This is a genomic window from Flexivirga alba (assembly GCF_042661025.1).
Classification (GTDB): Bacteria; Actinomycetota; Actinomycetes; order Actinomycetales; family Dermatophilaceae; genus Flexivirga; species Flexivirga alba.
In genome coordinates, this window is the sequence record NZ_JBHSWH010000001.1 from 1,856,670 (window position 1) to 1,873,289 (window position 16,620).

Genomic DNA, 16,620 nt, shown 5'->3' on the forward strand with positions numbered 1-16,620 from the left:
GAGGTGATTGCACCACCACACCCTGGCGGGTATCTGCGCGTGTGGCAAGAGTTTAGGTACAAAGGTCACGCGATGTTTGTTTTTGTCACGGACGATCGGGCGTCGATCGGTCAGTAGACCGGCGCCGGCCGTATGGCGAACCGGACGCGGGTGCCCGGAGCGCACTGGGCGAGCTGATCGAGGTCGTCGGCGTCGACCACTCCGATCACCGGATAGCCGCCCGTCGTCGGGTGATCGGCCAGGAAGACGATGAGTTCGCCGCTCGGAGGAGCCTGCACCGCGCCGAGCGGGATCGCCTCACTCGGGCGTCCAACTCTGCCGAAGGAGAGCTGGAAGTCGGTCAGCCGCACACCGATTCGGTCGCTGTCGCTCGACACCGTGCCGACCGACTCGGTCAGCACCTGGCGGTCGGCGGCGCTGAGCGACTCGGCGCGCGGACCGAGCGTGACGCGGAGCGCCACGTCGGTGCCCGGTATGGCGGGCGGTACGGCGCTGACCAGAGGTGGACCAATGACGTTGTCTCCGAGTGGGAGTCGGGTGCCCGCCTTAACCGGTGCCGGACCTATCCCGCTGGAAGTGTCGGTGCTCCAGGAGCCTCCGAAGAATCCGGGCGGTGTGAGGCTCCCACGCACGGTCAGGTAGCTGCGCAGTCCGTGCCGCGGAGTGCCGAGTCGCAGCATTGCGCCGACTGGCACGAGCACCGGTGTGCCGAACGGTGCGGGAGCGCCGTCGACAGTGATCGGGCACCAGGCTCCGGTCACCGCGACAAGCACCGGCGCATCCGGTCGCAGGTGCAGCCCGCCGAGGAGGACCTCAAGACCCGCAGCGCGGGATCCGTTGCCCAGCAAGCGATTTCCCTGGATCAGTGACTCGCGGTCGACGGCACCGGAGGTTGTGACGCCCTGCCCCGCGAGACCCGGGCGGCCGAGGTCCTGCACCAGGCACAGCGGCCCGATCCGGGCGATCTCCAGCTGCGTCATCGGACCGACCGGAACTGGACGCGGTCGTTCGGCGCGGTGGCTGCACCGCCGCAGGTGAGGTCGAACATCACCTGGTCGGTGTGTCCGACCAGCTGCCACCCGCCGGGGGAGGAACGCGGATAGACGGCGCTGTAGTGCCCCGCGAAACCGACGGATCCGGCAGGGATCGCGGACCGTGGTGAGTGGCGGCGCTCCACCTGCTGGTCATGGTCGTCGCGCGTGAGGTAGCCGAATCCTGGCATGAATCCTAGGAATTCGACGGTCCACGGCGTGCTGGTGTGCCACCGGATCAGCGCATCGGCGGACATGGCGAGCTGCCCCGCCACGGTCTCGAGGTCGGGGCCGTCATACCGGACGTCGACGGTGACCAGTTTGCTGTCAGTCGCGTCCGCAGCAGGCAGCGCTTCCAGGTCGAGGTGGGCCAGGTCACGGGTAACGAGTCGCAGCTCTTGCTGCGCGTCTGCCTCCTTGATCGACAGGTCCGAAACATCAAGGAGCACAGTCAATTCAGCGGGTATGACGGCAACGGTCGGGTGATCGATGGAAGCCAGCCATCCGGTCAGCGCGCGCCGGGTCGCTGCATCCGGTAGCTCGACGAGTACCGCCCTTGCGCCATACGGCCGAAGCGTGAGTGGGTCACCCATGATCGATGAATGGCACGAGGTCGAGCCCGGCGTCGACGAGCGCGTCGCGGACGGCCGTTGCCATCGCGACCGCGTCAGGGGAGTCACCGTGCACGCAGATCGACTCAGCGCTGGTGGACACGAGTGATCCGTCGATCGCCGTCACCTCGTGCTCGAGCGCCATCCGGACGGCGCGCTTCGCGATGGCGGACGGATCGGTGAGCACCGCGCCCGGCGACGTACGAGGCATCAACGTGCCCTCCGCCGTGTAGGCGCGATCGGCGAAAGCCTCTGGAACAGCACGGATCCCGGCAGCCGAGGCAGCGGTGAGGACAGCCGAACCCGGTAGGCCGAGGATGGGGAGGCCACCCGCCGCTGCCACCGCACGCACCACAGCCGCGGCCTGTTCTTCGTGGTGCACGACGGTGTTGTAGAGAGCGCCGTGGGGCTTGACGTAGCTGACCCGGCTGCCCACGCTGCGCGCGATGCCGTCGAGTGCACCGATCTGGTAAAGGACATCGGCATACAGGTCCTCGGCGGACACGTCGATGAAGCGCCGCCCGAAGCCGGCCAGGTCGCGATAGCCGACCTGTGCACCGATCCGCACCCCGCGCTCAGCGGCCGCCGCACAGGTGCGCACCAGTGTGGCCGGATCGCCGGCGTGGAACCCACACGCGATATTCGCGGACGTGACCACCTGCAGCAGCGCCTCGTCGTCGCCGAGGTGCCATCGGCCGAAGGACTCGCCCAGATCCGCGTTCAGATCGATGCGCATGGCTTCAGGCTAGTGCCGAGGCGCCGTGTTGCCGGGTGCTACGGCGCAGGTGACGAACAGGATCAGATGCTCGGCCCGAATGGCCCGCTTCCCTGGTTGCGACGCGCCTCGGCCCTGGCCGTGCCGTTCTGCAACGCGTTGTGGTTGTCGACGCCGCTGCCGCCGCCCCCGCCGCCGCGGCTGCGAACGATCAAGGTCAACGCGGTGCAGCCCGCGAGAAAGACCAACAGAACGATTATCCAGAACATGATGTCCTCCCTGATGGATCCGATGATGGAACCTGACGATCAGTAGAGCACGTCGCCCACGCGTTCGGTTGTCCCGTGACCGGATCGAAACCCTTGGGTTGAGCGAGGGTGAGGGCGAGTTGCGGCAGTCCCCTGTCGAAACCCGGATGACGCGGGACAGGTGCGTACGTGATGCTTGACGGTTGTGGGTCATATTGATGTTGCCGGTGTGCACTATTTCCTCCCCGACGGGCGTCCGCTGCTCGGCGGCGTGAGCCTGCGGGTGGGCGATGGGGCGAAGGTTGGTCTGGTCGGTCCCAACGGCACCGGTAAGACGACGCTGTTGCGGATCATCTCCGGTGAGCTCGACGCCCACGAGGGCGCGATCACTCGCTCCGGCGGGCTCGCGGTGATGCCGCAGTTCATCGGACGCGCACGTCCGGACGGCGACGAATTCACGGTCCGTGACCTGCTGCTCGCCGTCGCGCCGGAGCGGATTCGCAAGGTTGCCAAGGCCGTTGACGAGTCCGAGCTCGGGATCATGGAGCGCGACGACGAACCGGCGCAGTTGGCCTACGCACAGGCGCTCGCCGACTGGGCTGAAGTCGGCGGCTACGAGTGGGAGACGCAGTGCGACGTCTGCACGGTGGCGGCGATCGGCATACCGTTCGACAAGGCCCAGTTCCGTGACGTGTCAACGCTTTCCGGTGGTGAACAGAAACGGATCGTCCTCGAGTCGCTGCTGAGGGGCAACGAAGAGGTGCTGTTGCTCGACGAACCGGACAACTCGCTCGACGTCCCGACGAAGCGCTGGCTGGAGGAGCAACTGGTTGCGTCGGCAAAGACCGTGCTCTTCATCAGCCACGACCGCGAGATGCTCGCCAATGTCGCGACCCGCATCGCGACGCTCGAGCCCGCCGCGGCCGGTGCCAACGCATGGGTTCATCCCGGCAGCTTCACGACCTACCACCAGGCGCGGCTCGACCGGATCAACAAGCTCGAGGAGTCGCGACGGCGCTGGGACGAGGAGCAGCTGAAACTCAAGCAGCTCGTGCAGATGTACAAGATCAAGGCGGCATACAACTCGGACATGGCGGCTCGCTATCGGGCGGCTCAGACCCGGCTGGCGAAGTTCGAGGAAGCCGGTCCACCCGAGGTCGTGCCTTTCGAGCAGAACGTCAACATGCGACTCGCTGGTGGGCGCACGGCCAAGCGTGCAGTCATCTGCGAAGGGCTCGAGCTCACCGGACTGATGAAACCGTTCAACCTCGAGATTTGGTATGGCGAGCGCGTCGCTGTGCTCGGTTCCAACGGGTCCGGCAAGTCGCACTTCTTGCGGCTGCTCGCTGCCGGTGGTTCGGACCCGGACATCGAGCACCGGCCGGTGGGGGACAACCCGCCGAAACCGGTGCAGCACAGCGGAATTGCCCGCCTCGGATCACGCGTCCGCCCGGGTTGGTTCGCGCAGTCCGCACAGGCGGGCAGCACCGACGCGTGGGAGAAGCGCACGCTGTTGGAGATCCTGCACCGTGGCGACGACCACCGGGACGGCATGCCTCGAGAGCAGGCGTCCCGTGCGTTGGACCGTTACGAGTTGGCGCGCGCCGCCGAGCAGACCTACGCGTCGTTGTCCGGCGGCCAGCAGGCACGGTTCCAGATCCTGCTGCTCGAGCTGTCCGGCGCGACCTTGTTGTTGCTCGACGAGCCCACTGACAACCTCGACCTGCACTCGGCCGAGGCGCTGGAGGCAGGTCTCGACGCCTTCGACGGCACAGTCGTTGCAGTCACCCACGACCGTTGGTTTGCAAGGGGATTCGACCGATTCCTGGTTTTCGGATCCGACGGCAAGGTGCGGGAGGTGCCCGAGCCGGTGTGGGACGAGAAGCGCGTCGAGAGGGCGCGTTAGCCGACGTTGCGGGTCGACGGCCGCAGTTGGTGGGGAGGCAGATCAGCGCCGATGCCGAAGCTGATGATGCGCTTCGGGTGGATGCGGATCAGCCCGCCGCCCTGGATGTCGTCGACGATGATCGACTCGGCGCTGCCGCGGATCTCGAGGCATCGCACGCGCCACGGATCGACCGACAGCAGGTCGTCCACCACGAAGGCGACCTTGCCGTTTTCCTTGATGTTGCGGAACTTCCGGCTGGCGGACATCCGAAAGCCGTGTATGTCGATCGTGCCGGCCTCAGGGTCAACCGAGAAGCCGACCGGGCTCACCTGAAGCGTGCCGTTCGGCTGCTCGGTCGCCAACCGGCCCAGGCGTTGGGAACGCAGGTAGCTCAGCTCTTCGGCGGTAAAGGTCTCACTTGGTCGGGTGTCGGTGCTCGTCATACCCCTGACGCTATGAGTTCAAGTCAACTTGAAGGCAAGGGCGCTCTTCGACGGGCCGCGCTTCGCGGGGCGTCATCGCCTTCTGCAGTGGGCCGACAGGTGGGAAAGTGGAGTCATGCGTCAAGGGTGGCTCTGCGCGTCAGCGCTCATCGCGATGATGCTCGGCGCCTGCAGCTCTTCGGGTAGCAGCCCGGTCCCCAGTCAACAACCGGCAAGTCCCACCAGCAGTCAGCAGCCACTCAGCGTGACGATCGGCATCGTGTATGTCGGAGGCCCGGCCCCCGGCTACTCCGGACACCTCGTGCCGGGCACCATCTACCTGAGGGGAGCGGGGACTGATTTGACCCGGCCGGTGGCTGAGGGCCAAGCCGCGACGTTTCGGGTGGAGCCGGGCGACTACACGGCAACTGCCCGAAGCGGGGACGCCCGGTGTGCCGTGACGAAGGTCGCGGCATCGGCTCGCACGGTCGGAGCGGGATCCCCGTGGCTGGTTCGGTGCCAGGTCAAATAGCCGAACGGCGGTGGTTGTCGGAGCTCGCCAATACCGCGAGCTATCACGCCGAAGCATCAGACCGTCGCGGACGTCGAGCTCGCCGCCGAGGATCTGGAAGTGTCCAAGGCGTTCTTATCGGACGTGTTCGGCTGGACCATCAACGACTACGGCTCCGACCGCGCCGGCATCCGAGCAGCGGAATGGGCCGGGGAGATCGGCGGTCTCAACCCGCACAGGGGCGGATCACGGAGGAGCCTTACGACTTCCCCGGCGGACGCCGGTTCCATTTCACGGATCCGGCCGGCAACGAACTCGCGGCGTGGACTTCAGCGTGAGGCCGTCGGCCCCTCTCGCACCAAATAGCGCCACCCGCTCGCCTCGTGGCGAAACGATGACACGCGGACCCGCCCCCGGCGGCACGCGTGTCCGCGGTAGTTCTCGGGGTGTCGCCGACCCTCCTTTCATGGCCAGGAGTGATGGCCCGCCATAGACGGATTAACCGAAATGTGTTCGATGAAATGCTAGCCATTAACACGGGTCCCAGGTATCCTGTAAGTAAGCGAAAACGCTTACAGGGGAAGGGGATTCACGTCATGAGCATCGGTTATTCGGTGGTGGATTGCACCCCGGCGGAGCCGGGTCGCGGGCCGCAAGTGCTTGGGATCCTGCAGGCTGCGGCGCAGGTGATTGACGAGGTTCCGGGTGCGGTGCATCAGCTCGGCGACGACCAAGAAGCAGAGCTGATGTCGATCCTGTTGCGGTTGCAGGGCCGGTCGTCACAGGTGGGCGCGATCGTGGCCGCGGACGCGGTCGACAGGGGCGCGGTCACGAGGTCGGATGCGGCCACCACCGGGCAGTGGATCAGCGGGCGGCTGAGTGGCGAGACTCGGCTGGAGCCCAAGACGGTGCGGGCGATGGCGTCGGTCGCCGATGCGTGCCAGCACCGGAAGAACACGGTCATCGGTCGAGCGTTGCTGAAGGGGTCGTGTTCGGTGGAGTCGGCGCGGACCGCGTTGCTCCAGGCGGACAAGGTCGGCCCGGTCATCCCGACCGCCGAGCGTGACGAGGTGCTGAGCTGGTTCCTACAGATCGACCCCGCGCTCGGGTGTGACGGGCTGACGAGGTTGACGCGGGCGATCATCGACCGGTTCGCCCCGGAGAAACTGTCCAAGGACGACGAGAAGCTTGAGGGCACCGAGTCGTTGTCTTGGTCGACCACTGCGACGGGGATGACGCGGTTGGTGGCGGAGTTGTCGCCGGCGAACGCCGCGATCCTGAAGAAAGCGATCAACGCCAAGTCCGCACCGCGACCGGCGAAACCTGCTGCCGCGGCTGACAAAACCGACAAAGCGAATGCAGGCGACGAGACTGACGGTCCTGGAAAAGGTGGCCGAGGAGCGAGGGATGAGCGTCTCGAGGTCCCCGCCGGCCGGAGCCACGGCTCGGGTGCCGCGTTCGGGCTCCACCTCGATGACGACGATGTTGAGGCTGCCGAATCTTCCACCAGTTCTGAACCGGTGCGGGATGAGCGGTCCCCCGGTAAACGCCGGGCCGACGCGCTGATGGACCTGGTCGGTGCCGGCGCACGTGCGGCAGTTGGGGCCGGGGACGGCACCCAAGCGAGTGCGGCGACCGTGTTACTGACGATGGGGTTGCAGGACCTCCTGGCCGGTCACGGCGCGACCACCAGCACCGGTGACGTGCTCGACGCGGGCGCCGCCCGCCGGTTCGCGTGCACCGCCGACCTCATCCCGGTCGTGCTCGGCGGACCGAGTCAACCGTTGGACGTGGGACGACGAGAACGGTTGGCAACCAAGGCAATCCGGGTCGCAGTGATCCTGCGAGACGGCGGATGCAGCTTCCCGAATTGTGATCGGCCGCCTGGTTTCTGCGAGATCCACCACGTCACGCCGTGGTGGGCTGGCGGCGAGACTTCCCTGACCAGTTCGGCGATGCTGTGCGGCCGACATCACCAGACCGTGCACCGCCAGGGCTACACCGCTGAGGTACGACCCGACCGTGTGGTTTGGGACCTCACACCCGGCCGAATGCCTGGCCACCAAACCGCGACCGCCTGAGGTTCTCAAGGAGAACGATTCCGATGGGGACGATTCCGTCCGCGTCGTCGATCTCCTTGCCCTGCTGCACGATCCGCAATCGGCGACGCGTCTTCGGTTGCTCCGTATGACATACCCCGGCAGGACGGAGGAGCTCAGCCATCGTCCGCTGCCGTGATCGTTCGTCTCGTCGCCGCAGACCGAACGTCAAGCGAGACGGCTCGCAGCCGACCTCAGGTTGATCGATTACGTAGCAACGCCGGAAGCGCCATACTCGCGACATGCCCGATCACCCCGACCGAGTGTTCCGAGACCTGCTCGATCTCATCGATCGATACGGCTGGGCGGTGCGACACGTCGGCGCCGGCGACGGTCGACCCGCGTTCTCTTACACAGTCGGACTCACAGCGTCGGATCACGCCGAACTGGTCATGGTCGGGATGCCGCCCGAGCCAGCCCAAGCGTTCCTGAATCTCGCCGGGCACGAAGTGAGGGCTGGTCGTACGTTCCAGCACGGTGAAATTACCGATGCGCTGACAGACGGTGCCGGGATCGGCGTCATCACCGTGGTCGCCACAGAAGAACTGACCGCCGTTGCCCAGGTCTACGGAGAGCCCGTCCAAGCACTACAGCTCATCTGGCCCAACTCCAAGGGCTGGTTCCCTTGGGAACCCGGATACAACAACGCCCCTGAAGCCCAGCCCTTCCTTGGACCCCTGCCGACAGTGTGGCGCCGAACCCACTGATGGGCTCGGGCGCTCCGGTAGACGATCGGCGAGCTGGACGGTCGCACGGCACGAAGCGAGTCGTCGCTCGCACGCTGACGGATAATGAGGCCGTGACCGACCAGCTCCCGCTTGCCAACCTGATCACTCTCGGTGCCCGCGACTTCGTTGCCCTTCGTGGCTTCTACCGGCGCGTGGGCTGGCCACAGGTGATGGATGATGGCGAGTTCGCGGTCTTCGAACTGCGAGGCATACTGCTCGCCGTGTTCCCCTTGGCCAAGCTCGCCCACGACGGAAACACCGAACCCGAGCAAGGCACCGGAGGTATCCGCTCCACCATCGGCGTGCAGGTGGACAACGCCGAGGAAGTGGACCGGCTCACTGAGCACATGCGCGCGGCCGGAGCACGCGTCACGAAGGAACCCGTCGATGCAGAGTTCTTCCGCGGTCGCTCCTCCTACCTGTGTGACCCCGAGGACAACTACTTCGAAATCGTCTGGGCAGACATGCCCACCAACCCCGTGGTCATCGCGGCCCGCCGGGCGGCCGGCCTGTAACCGCAAGCGGTTCCACAAACGGTGAACATCCATGTCCGGGCATGATGCTGCGGCGGCATGGCGATGCTCGTCCCGTAGACCCCGTCCGCGTGGGCATCCCGGGACGCGGGCCTGATCCGGCACACGAGGCCACATCTCGAAACTGCCACGCTGAGCATCGGGGGACACTTGGGCAGCGCGCGGGGGACGCTTATCGAGATCCAATGGGCAGCTTGTCCAGGTGCTGTCGAGACTCACCTAGACAACCACTTCAGAGACCCGCTACGGACGACGCACACGATTGCCTCACATCGAAGGACCCGGCCGTCGGGCTGGCGCGGACCGCTACGCACTCCGTCGCGCTGCCGAACCCCTTGCCTGTGCTTGCTGTGCTGTCGACTCAGGACAGCGGGCCAGCTGAACTTGCTCCCGTCTGCGCAGCTTTCTCCGGATCAGTTGCTCGGTAGCCGCCATCGTCGCGCAGTCGGCATGGGCGGGTCGACGCACACGATCGATGTCGCGGGCAAGCCCGTCTTGGTGAAGCTGCTCCGTGTCACCGATCTCGAACGTGCTGGCCCAGAATCCACGCGGAACGTGTTCGGGCTGCCGACGAGCGATCACTACGGCGTCGGTGAGGGTTCGACCGGCTTCAGCATGTGGCGTGAAGTGGCTGCCCAGCAATCGGCCAGCGATTGGGTGCGCAGCGGTGAGTGCGAGAACTTTCCACACCTGTACCACTGGCGCGAATTGCCGCGACAATACCCCGGCGAGGCGACGATCGATCCCGACGGCATTGGTCAGGGTCAGCGCGTCAGCTCGACTTCCTGGAGGCGCCGCAGCTTCTCCGGGTTGCGGACCAGGTAGAGCCCGGTGACCATGCCGTCGTCGACGCGGGCAGTTGCGATGACGTCGGTCTCGCCGCCGAGGCTGAAGCGCAGTCCCGGTGCGCCGTTGACCATCACCTGCTCCGTGCTGCCGTCCTCCGGGTAGACGCTGGCCAGGAAGCGCAACACCTTCTCGATGCCGACGATCGGTCGCAGCGCTGCCTTGCGCAGGCCGCCACCGTCGGTCAGTAGCACCACTTCGGGGAGAGCACGTCCATCAGACCTTGCAGGTCGCCGGTCTGTGCCGCCGTGAGGAACTTCGCCGAAACCTCTTCTCGCCGCTGCGGATCGGTGGTGTCACGCGGCCGACGTTCGGCGACGTGGTCGCGTGCGCGTTTGGCGATCTGCCGAACCGCTGCGGACGACTTGTCGACGGATTCGCCGATCTCGGCATACGACAGTTGGAAGACCTCACGCAGCACGAAGACGGCGCGCTCGACCGGCGACAGCGTCTCCAGCACCAGCAGCATTGCGGTCGAGACGCTGTCAGCCAGCGCGACATCGTCAGCGACATCGGGCGACGTGAGTAGTGGCTCCGGTAGCCACGGGCCGACATACGCCTCTCGACGTCTGGCCACCGAGCGAATCTTGTTGAGCGACAGGCGAGTTGCGATGCGCACCAGGTAGGCACGCGGCTCGTGCACGGTCTCCTGGTCGACGTCGATCCAGCGCAGCCAGGTGTCCTGCAGGACATCCTCGGCATCGGCCGCCGAGCCCAACAGCTCGTACACAATCGTGAAGAGCAGGTTGCGGTGTGCGACGAAACTGTCTGTCGCCTCTGCGGATTCGCTCACGGCGTCGATCGTATGGCGAGTGGCGGCTCGCAGACGTCCGAGAAGCCCTGTGACGCAAGACCGGCGGCGGAGTTGAAGCGCGATCGCATGTTCTCCAGCGCGATCAGCTGCGTCAGCTCGACCATCGCGGGTGCGCCGAGCTCGCCGAGCAGTTGCTCGACCATCTCGTCGGTCACCGTCGGAGGGGTGGCCGTCATGGCTTCGGCATACTCCATGACCTCGCGCTCCAGCGGCGAGAAGACGTCCGACTCGCGCCACCGAGGCACCTCGCGGACCTTCGCGAGATCGAGTCCTTCGTGGTGCGCGGTGAAGTAGCCGAAGTCGAGGCACCAGCTGCAGCCGATCACTCCGGCGGTCGCCATCGTCGCGTAGCTCTGCAGGCGCGGGTCCAGCGCCTTCCAGCGCTGCACCTTCTGCTCGAAGCCGAGCACCGCCTTCATGACCGGCTTGTTGTGGAAGTAGACATAGCCGTTGTCGGGGACCTCACCCCACTTGCGCCGGGCGTAGGTCTTCATCACGGCGCCATACGCACCGGTGATGGGGGCCTTGGGGATCCGGAACGTACTCGTGCTGGGCATGTCAGCCGCCTTTCGTCGGGTCTGTCGATCACCAGACACCGGCCGACGTCGATCTGTGACACGCGTCGTCAACGGGCTGGCGGCGGGTCCACCGGAAGCAGCGCCGTGTATGCCGCCACGCGTCGCGCGCCGGGCGAACCTGCCCCGGCCCGGCGATAGCGCTCCATGACCTCGGCCATCTCGGCGGACAGGGCGGTGAGTTGCTCGGTCGTCACCAGAACCGCGTGGTCGGCGAGCCCGCAGTGTTCTTGCCAGGTGGCCGGCCAACTGTCGCGGTCATCGATCCAGGCCCCGGCGCGTTCGGCGAAGTGCTCGACGTAGTCACGCTGCAGCCACTTCTCGGCCGCGAGGTCGTCCTCGTCGAGTGGCTCGGGGTCGATGCGACCGGCCGGCTCCGCGGCGGCCCACACCCGGCGCCGACCGGTGCCGGTGCCGGTGTCCTCGATCAGTCCGGCTTCCGCGAGCCGGCGCAGGTGGTAGCTGGTCGCGCCGGTATGGGTGTCGAGCGCCACCGCAAGCTCGGTCGCCGTGGCGTTTCCGTGCACCCGCAGCTGGGCCAGCAGACGCGAACGCAGCGGGTGGGCCAGTGCGCGTAGCTGATCGGATCCCGAGGGGCGTGACTGCGGCATACATGCACAATAGTTGTGCATAGTTCGTGTGTAAACCGATGCGGTGGCCGCGCCATACGATCGAAAACCGTTGCGGTCCGGGCTGATCCGCTCGATTTGGGTGGTATGTCGGCGCCCCCGTAGAATTGATGACTGTTGTGCATTGCGCGCAACCACCGACATACAGGACGGCCACCGGTCGTCCCGAGTCCACGATCAACAAGAAAAGGCAGACTCGTGCGTACCTTCACGCCCAAGCCGGCGCAGGTCCAGCAGGACCGCGTGTGGCACGTCATTGACGCCGCCGACGTCGTCCTCGGCCGCCTGGCCTCCCAGGCTGCGATCCTGCTGCGCGGGAAGCACAAGCCGACCTTCGCGCCCAACGTCGACACCGGTGACTTCGTCATCATCATCAACGCCGACAAGGTCGCCCTGACCGGCGCCAAGCTCGAGAAGAAGAAGGCCTACACCCACTCCGGTTTCCCGGGCGGGCTGAAGACCACCTCCTACACCGAGCTGATGGCCAAGAGCCCGACCAAGGCGGTCGAGAAGGCCATCACCGGCATGATTCCGCACAACTCCCTGGGGCGCCAGCAGCTGACCAAGCTGAAGGTTTACGCCGGCCCGGAGCACCCGCACGCCGCGCAGCAGCCCCAGCCGTTCGAGATTACCCAGGTCGCGCAGTAAGCGCCCGCCGGACTTCCAAGGAGAAATAACAAGATGACCGACCAGACTCAGGTCGACGTCCTGGAGGACGACGAGCCGCAGCTGACCAACTACACCTCCGAGTCGTCCACGGACGCCGTCGGCGAAGAGCCCAAGGCGCGTCCGAGCGCCTCGGCACCCGGCGCCGCCACCGGCCGACGCAAGCAGGCCATCGCCCGCGTGCGCATCGTGCCCGGCACCGGTGAGTGGAAGATCAACGGCCGCACCCTGGAGGGATACTTCCCGAACAAGGTGCACCAGCAGATCGTCAACGAGCCGCTGAAGGTGCTCGACCTCGACGGTGCGTATGACGTTCTCGTGCGTGTCCACGGTGGTGGCCCCTCCGGCCAGGCCGGTGCCGTCCGCCTCGGCGTCGCCCGTTCGCTGAACGGCGTGGACGAGGAGCTGAACCGCCCGACGCTGAAGAAGGCGGGCTTCCTGAAGCGCGACCCCCGCGTCCCCGAGCGCAAGAAGGCCGGTCTCAAGAAGGCCCGCAAGGCTCCGCAGTACAGCAAGCGCTGATCCTTCGCTACACACGGAACGGCCCCGAGCGACTTGTTCGCTCGGGGCCGTTCTGTGCGGCGTTGCGGTCGCGCCCAGGGCGGACCTGCACTCAGAGTCTCGGCGTGACATTCGGTTGGCCGTGTCGTACGACGTCTTCTTCCAGGGGTTCAAGGGTGGCGAAGCCGCGCTGGGTGGTGGCGGCACCGTTCGGGCGGTGCTCGAGCCCTATGTAGCGCGGCCCGGTCCTGAGCATTCGTTTCTCCGGATCGACGTCGAGGACGGCGGCGCCGACGCGTACCTCAGCGACGACCACATGATGGTGAACCACGCTGGAGGCAGATCCACGTGGGACCTCCTCGTTCGTGCTGCTGCGGCGGCGAACTGGACCATCTTGCTGCCCGACGGATCCACCGCCGTCACGAATGAGAATCAGCGCGCGGAGTTGCCGCCTGAACTCGTGACGGGCGCGGTACTGGTCTCGAGCGGGACTGAACTTCTCAGAGTTGTGGCCGGGCTCTGACCTCTTCGTTCCGTCGCGCGAACGCTAAGAAGGATCGTTATAGACGTAGCATTTATGTTACGCTTGCGGTCGAACGGGAGGAATGAAGATGGTGAGCAATCACGGCACATTCTGGGATGACCTGGCTCGGGACCTTGAGGATCCTGAGTTCCTGCGCGAGTATGTCGTCGAGTCGATGCGGATCGCCACGATCGACCAGGTGGTGAACGCCATCGACGAGGCCCGCGAGGCCGCAGGCCTGTCGAAGGCCGAGCTCGCTCGAGCGATCCGGAAGGAGCCGGCGACGGTCCGGCGATTGTTGTCATCAGACAACTCCAACCCGACGCTCGGCACGCTGGCGGAGGTCGCGGCGGTCCTCGGTCTTCGCATCACTGTCGAGCCGATCCCGAAGTCAGAGCGCGGCCAGATCACCGAGCCGCTCCTTGAAGGTCGGACTGCGGACCCGAAGAAACTGGCACGGCACCTCGACAAGCTGCGTACGCCGAAAGCGAAGGTTCCTGCCTGATCTCAGGACAGTGAGCGTGGGTTCCGACTTCGGTATTCATCGCCCAGACGGCGCACGGAGGCGTAGTCCGCATTCGAGAGCGTCGTCCTGAACGGTTTGTCTCGGCCGTCGATCACGACCAGGAGTGGCCTGTCGACACCCTTCGCGTCGTAGTCGAGAAGGCAGAAGAGCCGGTAATGGTGGCGTCCGGGCCCGTCGACACGAAGCTCGAACCACCCAGTCATGTCGCCCCTCATTGCCTCCCAATAGCCGCCGCCGGCGAACCGCTTCGGAGGGGCAGATGCAACCGCCGCCAACGCGGCTCGCATCGTCGCACGCACCTTCGTCGGGTAGGAGTTCAATGCAGCGCGCCCTGGCTCGGCCTCGGCCGCGTCGTCCGAATGGTGTCGCTTGAAGTAAACGACCGCGTGCGGGTCGTCCCGCGACGGACCGGTGCGCACCACAGGCGGCTGCGGCCGCGGTTGCGGGTTCTTGCGCTTGCGGCGATCGCGTCGGTCAGGGCTCATCGCTCCTCATCATCGCTGGCGGCTCCGACAACGCTCAGTGGCCGACCTGCCAGCACGATGCTCTCGGACAGGTCAGAGGTGCGCCATACAACCGAAGTGGCCGGTGGGGCGTCATACATGGTGTGACGGTGAGCGCGGCGCACCGCGCGATTTACCGACCGGACCTGCTGTCGCTTACGCTGCTGAGGGTCGTTCTGCGGCCACCGGTGCACTTGCGTGCCGGAGTCTTCGAGAGTTTGAGGTGATCCATGGGGCGTTTGTTCGGCACCGACGGTGTGCGCGGCTTGGCCAATCGGGACATCACGGCAGAGCTGGCACTGGACCTGTCCGTGGCGGCCGTGCGGGTGCTGGCCGAGGAGGGCGAGTTCGCCGGTCACCGGCCCACGGCCGTCGTCGGGCGAGACCCGCGCGCGTCGGGTGAGTTCCTTGCCGCGGCGACCATCGCCGGCCTGGCTTCGGCCGGTGTCGACGTCTTCGACGCCGGTGTGTTGCCGACCCCCGCGATCGCGTTCCTGACCGCCTCCGCAGGCGCCGACCTCGGCGCGATGCTTTCTGCGTCCCACAATCCGATGCCCGACAACGGCATCAAGTTCTTCTCGCACGGCGGACACAAGCTGCCCGACTCCACCGAGGACGCCATCGAAGCGCGGTTGCGCGGCGATTGGGAGCGACCCACCGGCGCCCAGGTCGGCCGCGTCAAGCCCTTCCCGGAGGGGGCGGAGAAGTATGTCGCTCACCTGTTGAGCGCCACACCGCACCGGCTGGACGGGCTGCACGTCGTGCTCGACACCGCCAACGGTGCCTCCAGCGCCATCGCTCCCGATGCCTTCGAGCGGGCCGGCGCCAAGGTCACTCTCGTCGGCGCCGAACCGGACGGTCTCAACATCAACGACGGTGTCGGTTCGACCCATCTGGAGCACCTGCAGGTGCTGGTGCCACAGATCGGCGCCGACTTCGGGCTCGCCTTCGACGGCGACGCCGACCGCTGCCTCGCGGTCGATGCGAACGGCGCCCAGGTCGACGGCGACCAGATCATGGCGATCCTGGCGCTCGACCTGCACGAGCGGCACGCGCTCGCCGGCGACACGCTGGTCGCAACCGTGATGAGCAATGAAGGTCTCATGCAGGCCATGACCAGTGCCGGCATCACGGTCAAGCGCACCGACGTCGGTGACCGTTACGTGCTGGCCGAGATGCGTCGCGGCGGCTTTTCGCTCGGCGGCGAGCAGTCCGGCCACGTCATCCTGCTCGAGCACGGCACCACCGGCGACGGTGTGCTCACCGGGCTGATGCTCGCTGCTCGCGTGGCGTCGACCGGGAGCACGCTGGCCGAGCTTGCCTCGTGCATGACGCGCCTACCGCAGTGCCTGGTCAACGTTCCCGGAGTCGACAAACACGCGGTCGACGGTCACCCGGTGGTTCAGTCCGCCATAGCCGACGCCGAGCGCGATCTTGGTGGCCTCGGCCGAGTGCTGCTGCGCAAGTCCGGCACCGAGCCGGTCGTCCGGGTGATGGTTGAGGCCGCGACCGCCGAGCGGGCCCAGCAGATTGCCAAACACCTGGCGGCGATCGTTGCGAGTGAGTTGGCGCTGGCACCTGCCTGAGTGAAGTCTTTCGTCATACAACATGAGGGGTGCGGAGCAATCGCTCCGCACCCCTTGTTGTATGACGAAAAGTGTTGCGCCTCAGGCGGCGTCGGTGTGCGCCGCAGCTAGCACCAGCGCGTCGACGGTCGCGCGCAGGGCGGTGCTGACCGGCTCGTGCGTGCTCAGGTCGATACCATCCAGCTCGGCGAGGGCGAACGTCGCGCTCGCGTCGGCGAGCGGCAGGCCACCGGCGATGGTGACGGCCAGGTGGGTGTGGTCGACAACGGTCGAGGTGTTGTGGGCGGCCGAGGAGACCGCGACGGGCTTGCCGCTCAGCGACGACTGGCCGTAGGGACGCGACGCCCAATCGATGGCGTTCTTCAGGACTGCGGAGAGAGTGCCGTTGTTGGCCGGCGACAGCAGCAGTGCCGCGTCGGCATCGCTGAGCTGGTCGCGCAAGCGTTGCACGGGCTCCGGCGCGCTCTCGGTGTCGTTGTCCTCGTTGTAGAAGGGGAGCGTGTCGAGGTAGTCGACGATCTCCACCTCGGTGCCCTCCGGCGCGAGACCGGCGACGACGTCGGCGAGCCGGCGGTGGATCGAAGCGGAGCGAGGGCTGCCGACGAGCACGGCGAGCTTGGTGGTCATGTGATGCCTTTCGAAACTTCGGGGGACTTCCGAATTGA

General features: G+C 66.5%; 23 protein-coding genes. 11 read left to right on the plus strand and 12 right to left on the minus strand.

All coding sequences use genetic code 11. The features are described from left to right. Positions 1-110: 110 nt before the first annotated feature. The 4 genes from ACFQDH_RS09150 to ACFQDH_RS09165 form a co-directional block, all read right to left on the minus strand. A complete protein-coding gene (locus ACFQDH_RS09150) occupies positions 111-980 on the minus strand; it encodes a 5-oxoprolinase subunit C family protein (RefSeq protein ID WP_382400547.1) in 870 nt (289 codons plus the stop codon). After that, on the minus strand, positions 977-1,624 hold the full coding sequence (locus tag ACFQDH_RS09155) for a 5-oxoprolinase subunit B family protein (RefSeq protein ID WP_382400549.1): 648 nt from the start codon (positions 1,622-1,624) through the stop codon (positions 977-979). The genes ACFQDH_RS09150 and ACFQDH_RS09155 overlap by 4 nt, the downstream gene beginning before the upstream one ends. Beyond that, the gene (locus tag ACFQDH_RS09160; RefSeq protein ID WP_382400551.1) at positions 1,617-2,378 is read right to left on the minus strand and encodes a LamB/YcsF family protein; all 762 of its coding nucleotides are present in this window, start codon (positions 2,376-2,378) and stop codon (positions 1,617-1,619) included. Before ACFQDH_RS09160 ends, ACFQDH_RS09155 begins: the two co-directional genes overlap by 8 nt. A gap of 62 nt (positions 2,379-2,440) precedes the next feature. Continuing rightward, positions 2,441-2,626 carry a hypothetical protein gene (locus ACFQDH_RS09165; RefSeq protein WP_382400553.1) on the minus strand — a complete coding sequence of 62 codons (186 nt, stop codon included), beginning with the start codon at positions 2,624-2,626 and terminating at the stop codon, positions 2,441-2,443. A gap of 184 nt (positions 2,627-2,810) precedes the next feature. Between ACFQDH_RS09165 and ACFQDH_RS09170 the strand changes: the two genes are divergently transcribed. Next, positions 2,811-4,511, plus strand: coding sequence for an ABC-F family ATP-binding cassette domain-containing protein (locus ACFQDH_RS09170; RefSeq protein WP_382400555.1), 1,701 nt, complete (start codon positions 2,811-2,813; stop codon positions 4,509-4,511). On the opposite strand, the gene ACFQDH_RS09175 is transcribed toward ACFQDH_RS09170, so the two are convergent. Beyond that, positions 4,508-4,936, minus strand: coding sequence for a PPOX class F420-dependent oxidoreductase (locus ACFQDH_RS09175; RefSeq protein ID WP_382400557.1), 429 nt, complete (start codon positions 4,934-4,936; stop codon positions 4,508-4,510). The genes ACFQDH_RS09170 and ACFQDH_RS09175 overlap by 4 nt on opposite strands. Before the next feature lie 244 nt (positions 4,937-5,180). On the opposite strand from ACFQDH_RS09175, the gene ACFQDH_RS09180 reads away from it, so the two are divergent. From ACFQDH_RS09180 to ACFQDH_RS09200, 5 genes are all read left to right on the plus strand, one after another. After that, a complete protein-coding gene (locus ACFQDH_RS09180) occupies positions 5,181-5,447 on the plus strand; it encodes a hypothetical protein (protein ID WP_382400559.1) in 267 nt (88 codons plus the stop codon). Positions 5,448-5,546: 99 nt separating this feature from the next. Next, complete coding sequence (locus ACFQDH_RS09185) at positions 5,547-5,792, plus strand: VOC family protein (protein ID WP_382400561.1); 246 nt, start codon at positions 5,547-5,549, stop codon at positions 5,790-5,792. A gap of 230 nt (positions 5,793-6,022) precedes the next feature. Next, positions 6,023-7,507 (plus strand): HNH endonuclease signature motif containing protein, encoded by a 1,485-nt coding sequence (locus ACFQDH_RS09190; RefSeq protein ID WP_382400563.1) that lies wholly within the window; start codon positions 6,023-6,025, stop codon positions 7,505-7,507. A 260-nt stretch (positions 7,508-7,767) separates the two neighbouring features. Next, the gene (locus tag ACFQDH_RS09195; protein ID WP_382400565.1) at positions 7,768-8,232 is read left to right on the plus strand and encodes a DUF4262 domain-containing protein; all 465 of its coding nucleotides are present in this window, start codon (positions 7,768-7,770) and stop codon (positions 8,230-8,232) included. Between the two features lie 92 nt (positions 8,233-8,324). Further along, the gene (locus tag ACFQDH_RS09200; protein WP_382400567.1) at positions 8,325-8,768 is read left to right on the plus strand and encodes a VOC family protein; all 444 of its coding nucleotides are present in this window, start codon (positions 8,325-8,327) and stop codon (positions 8,766-8,768) included. A 782-nt stretch (positions 8,769-9,550) separates the two neighbouring features. On the opposite strand, the gene ACFQDH_RS09205 is transcribed toward ACFQDH_RS09200, so the two are convergent. The 4 genes from ACFQDH_RS09205 to ACFQDH_RS09220 form a co-directional block, all read right to left on the minus strand. Next, positions 9,551-9,829: a sigma-70 family RNA polymerase sigma factor family protein gene (locus ACFQDH_RS09205; RefSeq protein ID WP_382400569.1), complete on the minus strand. Its 279-nt coding sequence runs from the start codon at positions 9,827-9,829 to the stop codon at positions 9,551-9,553. Then, a complete protein-coding gene (locus tag ACFQDH_RS09210; protein ID WP_382400571.1) occupies positions 9,817-10,425 on the minus strand; it encodes a sigma-70 family RNA polymerase sigma factor in 609 nt (202 codons plus the stop codon). The genes ACFQDH_RS09205 and ACFQDH_RS09210 overlap by 13 nt, the downstream gene beginning before the upstream one ends. Then, positions 10,422-11,003: a carboxymuconolactone decarboxylase family protein gene (locus tag ACFQDH_RS09215; RefSeq protein WP_382400573.1), complete on the minus strand. Its 582-nt coding sequence runs from the start codon at positions 11,001-11,003 to the stop codon at positions 10,422-10,424. The genes ACFQDH_RS09210 and ACFQDH_RS09215 overlap by 4 nt, the downstream gene beginning before the upstream one ends. A 68-nt stretch (positions 11,004-11,071) precedes the next feature. Then, positions 11,072-11,632, minus strand: coding sequence for an ArsR/SmtB family transcription factor (locus tag ACFQDH_RS09220; protein WP_382400575.1), 561 nt, complete (start codon positions 11,630-11,632; stop codon positions 11,072-11,074). Between the two features lie 216 nt (positions 11,633-11,848). Here ACFQDH_RS09220 and rplM point away from each other — a divergent pair, with 216 nt between their 5' ends. The 4 genes from rplM (at position 11,849) to ACFQDH_RS09240 (ending at position 13,845) form a co-directional block, all read left to right on the plus strand. Continuing rightward, positions 11,849-12,298 (plus strand): 50S ribosomal protein L13, encoded by a 450-nt coding sequence (gene rplM, locus ACFQDH_RS09225; RefSeq protein ID WP_382400577.1) that lies wholly within the window; start codon positions 11,849-11,851, stop codon positions 12,296-12,298. A gap of 33 nt (positions 12,299-12,331) precedes the next feature. Beyond that, complete coding sequence (gene rpsI / locus ACFQDH_RS09230; RefSeq protein ID WP_382400579.1) at positions 12,332-12,838, plus strand: 30S ribosomal protein S9; 507 nt, start codon at positions 12,332-12,334, stop codon at positions 12,836-12,838. Between the two features lie 121 nt (positions 12,839-12,959). Continuing rightward, positions 12,960-13,340: a hypothetical protein gene (locus ACFQDH_RS09235; protein WP_382400581.1), complete on the plus strand. Its 381-nt coding sequence runs from the start codon at positions 12,960-12,962 to the stop codon at positions 13,338-13,340. Positions 13,341-13,428: 88 nt separating this feature from the next. After that, complete coding sequence (locus ACFQDH_RS09240; RefSeq protein ID WP_382400583.1) at positions 13,429-13,845, plus strand: helix-turn-helix domain-containing transcriptional regulator; 417 nt, start codon at positions 13,429-13,431, stop codon at positions 13,843-13,845. Between the two features lie 2 nt (positions 13,846-13,847). Here ACFQDH_RS09240 and ACFQDH_RS09245 read toward each other — a convergent pair whose 3' ends face one another. Then, positions 13,848-14,351, minus strand: coding sequence for a hypothetical protein (locus ACFQDH_RS09245; protein WP_382400585.1), 504 nt, complete (start codon positions 14,349-14,351; stop codon positions 13,848-13,850). Continuing rightward, positions 14,348-14,470, minus strand: coding sequence for a hypothetical protein (locus ACFQDH_RS09250; protein WP_382400587.1), 123 nt, complete (start codon positions 14,468-14,470; stop codon positions 14,348-14,350). Before ACFQDH_RS09250 ends, ACFQDH_RS09245 begins: the two co-directional genes overlap by 4 nt. A 129-nt stretch (positions 14,471-14,599) precedes the next feature. Between ACFQDH_RS09250 and glmM the strand changes: the two genes are divergently transcribed. Beyond that, a complete protein-coding gene (glmM, locus tag ACFQDH_RS09255) occupies positions 14,600-15,955 on the plus strand; it encodes a phosphoglucosamine mutase (RefSeq protein ID WP_382400589.1) in 1,356 nt (451 codons plus the stop codon). A gap of 81 nt (positions 15,956-16,036) precedes the next feature. Here glmM and ACFQDH_RS09260 read toward each other — a convergent pair whose 3' ends face one another. After that, positions 16,037-16,582 (minus strand): NADPH-dependent FMN reductase, encoded by a 546-nt coding sequence (locus ACFQDH_RS09260; RefSeq protein ID WP_382400591.1) that lies wholly within the window; start codon positions 16,580-16,582, stop codon positions 16,037-16,039. Between the last annotated feature and the right edge of the window lie 38 nt (positions 16,583-16,620).

What these genes read in the sequence shown, in the direction of transcription:
- ACFQDH_RS09150 (WP_382400547.1), bottom strand. Translation starts at nt 980, where the DNA reads ATGACGCAGCTGGAGATCGCCCGGATCGGGCCGCTGTGCCTGGTGCAG.
- ACFQDH_RS09155 (WP_382400549.1), bottom strand. Translation starts at nt 1,624, where the DNA reads ATGGGTGACCCACTCACGCTTCGGCCGTATGGCGCAAGGGCGGTACTC.
- ACFQDH_RS09160 (WP_382400551.1), bottom strand. Translation starts at nt 2,378, where the DNA reads ATGCGCATCGATCTGAACGCGGATCTGGGCGAGTCCTTCGGCCGATGG.
- ACFQDH_RS09165 (WP_382400553.1), bottom strand. Translation starts at nt 2,626, where the DNA reads ATGTTCTGGATAATCGTTCTGTTGGTCTTTCTCGCGGGCTGCACCGCG.
- ACFQDH_RS09175 (WP_382400557.1), bottom strand. Translation starts at nt 4,936, where the DNA reads ATGACGAGCACCGACACCCGACCAAGTGAGACCTTTACCGCCGAAGAG.
- ACFQDH_RS09190 (WP_382400563.1), top strand. Translation starts at nt 6,023, where the DNA reads ATGAGCATCGGTTATTCGGTGGTGGATTGCACCCCGGCGGAGCCGGGT.
- ACFQDH_RS09195 (WP_382400565.1), top strand. Translation starts at nt 7,768, where the DNA reads ATGCCCGATCACCCCGACCGAGTGTTCCGAGACCTGCTCGATCTCATC.
- ACFQDH_RS09215 (WP_382400573.1), bottom strand. Translation starts at nt 11,003, where the DNA reads ATGCCCAGCACGAGTACGTTCCGGATCCCCAAGGCCCCCATCACCGGT.
- ACFQDH_RS09220 (WP_382400575.1), bottom strand. Translation starts at nt 11,632, where the DNA reads ATGCCGCAGTCACGCCCCTCGGGATCCGATCAGCTACGCGCACTGGCC.
- rpsI (WP_382400579.1), top strand. Translation starts at nt 12,332, where the DNA reads ATGACCGACCAGACTCAGGTCGACGTCCTGGAGGACGACGAGCCGCAG.
- ACFQDH_RS09240 (WP_382400583.1), top strand. Translation starts at nt 13,429, where the DNA reads ATGGTGAGCAATCACGGCACATTCTGGGATGACCTGGCTCGGGACCTT.
- ACFQDH_RS09245 (WP_382400585.1), bottom strand. Translation starts at nt 14,351, where the DNA reads ATGAGCCCTGACCGACGCGATCGCCGCAAGCGCAAGAACCCGCAACCG.
- ACFQDH_RS09250 (WP_382400587.1), bottom strand. Translation starts at nt 14,470, where the DNA reads ATGTATGACGCCCCACCGGCCACTTCGGTTGTATGGCGCACCTCTGAC.
- glmM (WP_382400589.1), top strand. Translation starts at nt 14,600, where the DNA reads ATGGGGCGTTTGTTCGGCACCGACGGTGTGCGCGGCTTGGCCAATCGG.
- ACFQDH_RS09260 (WP_382400591.1), bottom strand. Translation starts at nt 16,582, where the DNA reads ATGACCACCAAGCTCGCCGTGCTCGTCGGCAGCCCTCGCTCCGCTTCG.